The organism is Streptomyces sp. RP5T (assembly GCF_003933965.1).
GTDB lineage: Bacteria > Actinomycetota > Actinomycetes > Streptomycetales > Streptomycetaceae > Streptomyces.
The window spans coordinates 1-6629 of record NZ_RSAJ01000462.1 but is presented as its reverse complement, the minus strand read 5'-3'; the positions used below and the strand labels follow the sequence as shown (position 1 = coordinate 6629).

Below are 6629 nucleotides of genomic sequence, written 5' to 3'. Positions count from 1 at the left end.
CCCCTTGCCCCCGCCAGGCCCGCCGCGCCCGTACCTTCGCGGGCACCGCCCCTCAGCTCGGTGCGCCGAACCAGCGGGGCAGGTGGGGCAGCAGTTCGTGCTGGTCGTCGCCGGCCCATGCCACGTGGCCGTCTGGGCGCAGCAGTACCGCGGGTACATCCAGTTCCTCGGCGGTGTCGACGACGTGGTCGACGCGGTCCGACCAGCCCGCGACCGACAGGCGCCCGGTCCGGTCGAGCAGCAGTCCGCGGCCGCCGTGCATCAGCTCGTAGAGGCGGCCTCGCCCGAGCGTGAGGTCCCGCAGGCGCCGCCCGAGCAGCTCGTGGCCCGCGCCGAAGTCGTAGCGGATCCCGATGCCGGTGATCTTCTCGATCAGGAGGCGGTTCACGTCCTCGAACTGCGCGAGCTCCGCCAGCAGCCCGCACACCGACCGCGGTCCGGGCTCGGGGGACGTCAGCAGGGACTGCGCGCGGACGACGTCCAGCACGGCCGCGGCCACGGGGTGCCGCTCGGCGTGGTAGCTGTCCAGCAGCCCCTCGGGGGCCCGGCCGGCGACCTCGGCGGCCAGTTTCCAGCCGAGGTTGAAGGCGTCCTGGATACCGAGGTTGAGGCCCTGACCGCCCACCGGCGCGTGCACGTGCGCCGCGTCGCCCGCCAGCAGCACCCGGCCCACCCGGTAACGGTCGGCCTGCCGGGACGCGTCACCGAAGCGGGACAGCCAACGCGGCGCGTGCACACCGAAGTCGGTACCGGCGACCGCCCGGAGCCGTCGCCTGAAGTCGTCGAGGGTCGGCGCGACCGTGCGGTCCTCGCGCACCTCACCGGCGGGCACCACGACCCGGTACGCCCCGTTGCCGACGGGTCCGAGGCCGAACCACTTCTCCCGCTCTCGGACTTCGGCGGTCACGGCGGTCACCGTCTCCGGATCCGCGGTGATCTCCATCTCGCCCAACAGCGCCTCGCGCGTGGCCGGTTCACCGGGGAAGCCGACGCCGAGCAGCTTGCGCACGGTGCTGCGGCCGCCGTCGCAGCCGACGAGATGACGTGAGCGCAGCCGTGTGCCGTCGGCCAGTTCGACGCTCACGCCGTCCTCGTCCTGGCTCAGCCCGACCAGTTCGCTGCCCCGCCGGATCTCGGCACCGGCCTCGGCGGCGTGCTCGGCGAGGAGGCGGTCCATGACGGTCTGCGGGATGGCGAGGGTGTACGCGTGCGCGGTGTCGATCCGCTCGGGCCAGCCCCTGGTGACGCCGGCGAAGAAGGTGCCGGCCCGGGACTTCTTCCCGTGCGCGAGGAACCGCTCCAGCAGACCGCGCTGGTCCAGCACCTCGACACTGCGCGCGTGGAGCCCGAGCGCCCTGATGTACGGGACGGGCTCCCGCTCCTTCTCCAGCACCACCACGCGTACGCCGTGCAGGCGCAGTTCGGCGGCCAGGATCAGGCCGGTCGGGCCGCCACCGGCAATGATCACGTCGATCATCGGATCCCCCTCCATGGTGCGTCGATGTACCCGCGCCGTGTCCTGGGCGCCCCGGTTCAGGACGGCTGGAGATAGCGGGCCAGCAGGTCGTCCAGGGTGACCATGCCCGTGAGCGTGCCCGCCGCGTCCCGTACGACCGCCAGGGACGCCCGGTTGCGGCGCAGTAGCTCGATCGCGTCGGCGACCTTGGTGTCCTCGGTCATCTCCGGGACCGGGCGGGCCAGGGTGCGGGCGGTGCCGGTGCGGCCCTGGGCACGGGCGACCAGGGCGTCCCGGGCGTGCAGCGAGCCGAGCACCAGGTCTCCCTCGCGGACCAGCATGCGGGTGCGGTCGTGGTCGGCGGCCGTGCGCAGGACGGCTTCGAGGTCGGCGGTGCCGGGCACCGAGGTGATCTCGGCGGCCGGGATGCGGAGGTCGCCGACCGGGGTCTCGGGCTCGGTGAGCGAACGGGTGAGCAGCTCCGAGTCGACGTCGCTGATCAGTCCGAGACGCTGCGACTCCTCGACGAGATGGGTGAGTTGCTCGCGGTTGTGCACGGCGGCCAGCTCGTCGCGCGGGGTGACCCGGCACAGCCGTACCAGCGCGTTGCTCATCCTGTTCAGCACCGAGATCAGCGGCCGGACCGCCTTGACGACACCCCGGAAGGGCGGCGAGAGGAGCATCGCGGAGCGCTCGGGGTGGGCGATCGCCCAGGACTTGGGGGCCATCTCGCCGACCACCATGTGCAGGAACACCACGACGATCATGGCGACGACGAAGGCCACGCCGTAGCTGAGCGCGCTCGGCAGGCCCAAGTCGTGCAGCAGCGGGTCGAGTTCGTGGGAGATCGCGGGCTTGGAGACCGAGCCGAGGCCCAGCGTGCAGACGGTGATGCCCAGTTGGGCGCCGGCCAGCATGAGCGACAGCTCGCGCATCCCGGCCAGGGCCGCCTTCGCCCCGCGCCGCCCCTCGGCCGCGGCCTTCTCCATGCGGTGCCGCTTGGCGGCGACGAGCGCGAACTCGGCGGCCACGAAGAAGCCGCTGCCGATCAGCAGCAGGACGGTGAGGAAGAGCGCCATGGGGAAACTCATGCCGAGTCCACCCTCTCCACGCGGACGCGGTCCGGCACGTGCCGGTTCAGCTTCCGTACGTCGATCACCGCGCACCCGCCGCCGGGCAGGTCCACGCTGACGCGGTCGCCGATCGCCGGGAAGCGGCCCAGACGGTCGACGATGAGGCCGGCCACCGTGTCGTAGTCCTCCTCCTCGGGCAGTTCGACACCGGTCGCCTCGGCGACCTCGTCGAGACGGCGGCCGGCGTCCACCAGCCAGCCCGGTCCGTCCGCGACCGCGATCTCGGTGACCGTGTCGCTCTCGTCGGCGATGTCGCCGACCAGTTCCTCGGCGATGTCCTCGTAGGTGACGATGCCGGCGACTCCGCCGTGCTCGTCCAGGACGACCGCGAACTCGTCGTCCCGCTCCCGCATCTGCTCGACCGCCTCGGGCAGCGGGAGGCTGTCGGGCAGCAGCAGCGGGGGGCGGGCGAGGGCGCCCGCGGTGGCGCTGGTCAGCCGGGCGGCCGGCAGGCGCGTCAGCTCGCGTACGCCCAGCACGCCCGGGATGTCGTCGGGGTGGTCGCCGAGGAGAGGGTAGGTGGAGTGGCCGTGCTTGGCGATCAGGTCGACGGCCTCGGCGGCGGTGGCGTCCTTGCGCACGAAGACGGCGTCGACGCGCGGGACCATCACCTCGTCGAGGGTGCGCTCGGAGAACTCCAGGGCGTGGTCGAGGAGTTCGGCGGTGTCCCTGGGCAGCTCGCCCTGTTCGTGGGACTCGCCGATGAGGTGGCCGAGCTCCTCCAGGGTGGCGCCGTGGTGGAGTTCCTCGACGGGTTCGATGCCGGCCCCGCGCAGCAGGCGGTTGGCCGTCGCGTCGAAGACGTGCACCAGCGGGCCGACGACCTTGAGGTAGCCGAGCGTGGAGGGGGCGAGGGCCTTCGCGAGCCGCTCCGGCACGGCGATCGCGAGGTTCTTGGGGGCCAGCTCGCCGAGGACCATCTGGACGACGGTGGCCAGGACGAAGGCCAGCACGACGGAGATCCCGCCGACGGCCCCCTCGGGGACGCCCAGGCCGGTGAGGGCGGGCTCCAGCAGGGCGGAGACCGAGGGTTCGGCGATGAAGCCGACCACCAGACCGGTGACGGTGATGCCGAGCTGGGCGCCGGAGAGCATGAACGACAACCGCTCCAGCACCTTCAGCGCGCGGGCGGCCCTGCGGTCGCCGGACTCCGCCTCGCGGGACAGGGCGAGCCGGTCCGCGGAGACGTACGCGAACTCCTGGGCGACGAAGTAGCCGGTGCCGGCGGTCAGCAGGAACACGGCCAGCAGGCCGAGGACGGCGCTCGTGGTACTCAACGGCGGGTCGATCGGGTGGGGCGGGAGTCCGTCGGGGTGGCGGACACGGGCTTGCTCCTTCTGTAGGGATGTGCGCTGTGAACGGCTGGGACGGAGGCGGTGTTCCCCCGGATCCGCCGACCGGGTGGCGGACCCGGCCGGCGCTCAGGCGGCGGCCGGCGCCGGCCCGACCAGCTCGGTGAGGACGTCCTCCATGGTCACGAAGCCGAGGACGGCCCCCGTCTGTCCCGTCACCGCCGCCAGATGGCTCCCGTCGGCGCGCAGCGCGGTGAGGGTGTCGTCCAGCGGGGTGTCGATACGGACCCGGGTGACGGGGTGCAGGGCGGAACGCGGGAAGGGCCGGTCGCGGTCGGTGACGCCGAGGGTGTCCTTGATGTGCAGATAGCCCAGCAGGGTGCCGTCCGGACCGGTGACGGGGAAGCGGGAGTAGCCCGCCTCGGCGGCCACCCGCTCCAGGCGGGCCGGGGTGACCGAGGCGTCGACGGTCCTCATGGCCGGGACCGGCACGAGGATCTCCCCGACCGGCCGGGTGCCCAGCTCCAGGGCGTCCTGAAGCCGCTCGCCGTCGGCGGGCGAGAGCAGTCCGGCCTCGCTGGCGTCGACGACCATGCGGGCGAGCTGGTCGTCGGTGAACACCGACTCGACCTCGTCCTTGGGTTCGACGCGCAGCAGCTTCAGCAGGGCGTTGGCGAAGGCGTTGATGCCGAAGACGAAGGGCTTGAGCGCGCGCGTGAGGGCCACGAGCGGCGGCCCGAGCAGCAGCGCGGTCGGCACGGGGGCCGCGAGGGCGATGTTCTTCGGGACCATCTCGCCGATCAGCATGTGCAGATAGGTGGCCAGCGACAGGGCGATCACGAAGGCGATCGGGTGGACCAGGCCCTCCGGGATGCGGGCCGCCTCGAAGCCGGGCTCCAGCAGGTGCGCGATGGCCGGTTCGGCGACCGCGCCGAGGACCAGCGAGGAGACGGTGATGCCGAGCTGGGCGGTGGCCATCATCGCGGAGAGGTGTTCGAGACCCCACAGGGTCATCCGGGCCCGCTTGTGGCCGTCACGCGCGCGTGGCTCGATCTGGCTGCGGCGCACGGAGATCAGGGCGAACTCGCCGCCCACGAAGAAGGCGTTGGTCAGCAGCGTCAGGGCGCCGACGAGCAGCTGGACGGTGGTCATCGCGCCTCCTGACGGGCCTGGGCGGGCACGCGCGCGGGTCCGGTGATCCGGATCAGGTCCGCGCGGTGGTGGTCGACCTCCAGGACCTCCAGACGCCAGCCGTCGAGGTCCAGCTCGTCGCCCTTGGCGGGGATGCGCGCGAGCCGGGTGGCGACGAGTCCGGCCACCGTCTCGTACGGCCCCTCGGGCGCGGTGAGGCATATGCCGGCGAGCCGGTCGACGCGGACGGACCCCTCCGCGTCCCAGGCCCGCTCGCCGGCGGGCCGCAGGTCGGGCATCGCCACGGGGTCGTGCTCGTCGCGGACCTCGCCGACGACCTCCTCGACGATGTCCTCGACGGTGACCACGCCCGCGGTGCCGCCGTACTCGTCGATGACGACGGCCATGGTGCGGGTGGCCCGCATCCGCTCCAGGAGGCGGTCGGCGGTGAGGCTGTCGGGGACCAGCAGGGGCGCGGTGGCCAGCTCGGTGACCGGGGTGGCGGCCCGCTTGTCCGGGTCCAGGGCGAGCACGTCACGGATGTGCACGGTGCCGATGACCTCGTCGAGGCTGTCCCGGTAGACGGGGAAGCGGGACAGGCCGGTGGCGTGGGTGAGGTTGGCGGCGTCGGCGGCGGTCGCGTGCGCTTCGAGAGCCAGGACGTCGACGCGCGGGGTCATGACGTTCTCCGCGGTCAGCTCGCCGAGGTGCAGGGTGCGCACGAACAGTTCGGCGGAGTCGGCCTCCAGGGCGCCCTCGGCGGCCGAGTGCTCGGCGAGCGCGACGAGTTCCTCGGGTCCGCGGGCGGAGGCGAGTTCCTCGGCGGGCTCCAGCCCGAAGCGTCGTACGAAACGGTTCGCGGTGTCGTTGAGATGGCGGATGAACGGGCCGAAGAGGGCGGTGAAGGCGCTCTGCGGTCCGGCGACCACCTTGGCGACCGCCAGCGGGCGGGAGATCGCCCAGTTCTTCGGCACGAGTTCGCCGACCACCATGAGGACGACGGTGGACAGGGCCACACCCAGCGCGGTCGCCACCGGAGCGGCCGCCCCGCCCAGGCCCGCTGCCTCCAGCGGGCCCCTGAGGAGCGCGGCGAGGGAGGGCTCGGCGAGCATGCCGATCACCAGCGAGGTGACCGTGATGCCGAGCTGGGCGCCGGAGAGCTGGAGGGTCAGACGGCGTACGGCCTTCAGGGCGCCCTCGGCGCCGCGCTCACCGGCCTCGGCGGCCCGCTCCAGGTCACCGCGCTCGACGGTGGTCAGGGAGAACTCGGCCGCGACGAACACGGCACAGGCCAGGGTGAGGAGCAGGGCCGGCACCAGCAACAGGGTCTCGGTCACGGGGTCGCACCCGCTTCCCTGGCGGATCGGCACGGGGCTGGGCTGGTACTGGGAGGCTCACCCATTGCGGGACTGTGGCTCCTTCTCTCGGGGCAGGTCGTACCAATAGTAAAGGACGGGCAAAGCAATCTACAGCGGTGTCGTAGCGCGCAGCACCAGCGCCAGGGCCAGCGCGGAGTTGGCGGAGGACATCGCAGAGAGGGCCGTACCGGCGGCCGCCGTCCAGGCCGCCGCGCCCACCGCGGTACACAGCGGGGGCCAGGTGCGGGCCGTGGGGGCG

At 72.9% G+C, this 6629-nt stretch carries 5 protein-coding genes and 1 pseudogene; all 6 read right to left on the bottom strand.

Features of this window, described 5'->3' with window-relative positions; genetic code table 11:
• Nucleotides 1-52: 52 nt before the first annotated feature.
• Nucleotides 53-1477, bottom strand: coding sequence for a rifampin monooxygenase (gene rox, locus EHS43_RS33450; RefSeq protein ID WP_125194409.1), 1425 nt, complete (start codon nt 1475-1477; stop codon nt 53-55).
• 56 nt (nt 1478-1533) lie between these two features.
• Nucleotides 1534-2547, bottom strand: coding sequence for a hemolysin family protein (locus tag EHS43_RS33445; RefSeq protein WP_125194408.1), 1014 nt, complete (start codon nt 2545-2547; stop codon nt 1534-1536).
• Nucleotides 2544-3866, bottom strand: a complete 1323-nt coding sequence (locus tag EHS43_RS33440; RefSeq protein WP_125194407.1) for a hemolysin family protein — start codon at nt 3864-3866, stop codon at nt 2544-2546. Before EHS43_RS33440 ends, EHS43_RS33445 begins: the two co-directional genes overlap by 4 nt.
• A gap of 144 nt (nt 3867-4010) precedes the next feature.
• Nucleotides 4011-5033, bottom strand: a complete 1023-nt coding sequence (locus EHS43_RS33435; RefSeq protein ID WP_125194406.1) for a hemolysin family protein — start codon at nt 5031-5033, stop codon at nt 4011-4013.
• Complete coding sequence (locus EHS43_RS33430; RefSeq protein WP_125194405.1) at nt 5030-6349, bottom strand: hemolysin family protein; 1320 nt, start codon at nt 6347-6349, stop codon at nt 5030-5032. Before EHS43_RS33430 ends, EHS43_RS33435 begins: the two co-directional genes overlap by 4 nt.
• 129 nt (nt 6350-6478) lie before the next feature.
• A pseudogene (locus EHS43_RS48265) lies at nt 6479-6629 on the bottom strand (M56 family peptidase); the annotation flags it as partial.

What these genes read in the sequence shown, in the direction of transcription:
- rox (WP_125194409.1), bottom strand. Translation starts at nt 1,477, where the DNA reads ATGATCGACGTGATCATTGCCGGTGGCGGCCCGACCGGCCTGATCCTG.
- EHS43_RS33445 (WP_125194408.1), bottom strand. Translation starts at nt 2,547, where the DNA reads ATGAGTTTCCCCATGGCGCTCTTCCTCACCGTCCTGCTGCTGATCGGC.
- EHS43_RS33435 (WP_125194406.1), bottom strand. Translation starts at nt 5,033, where the DNA reads ATGACCACCGTCCAGCTGCTCGTCGGCGCCCTGACGCTGCTGACCAAC.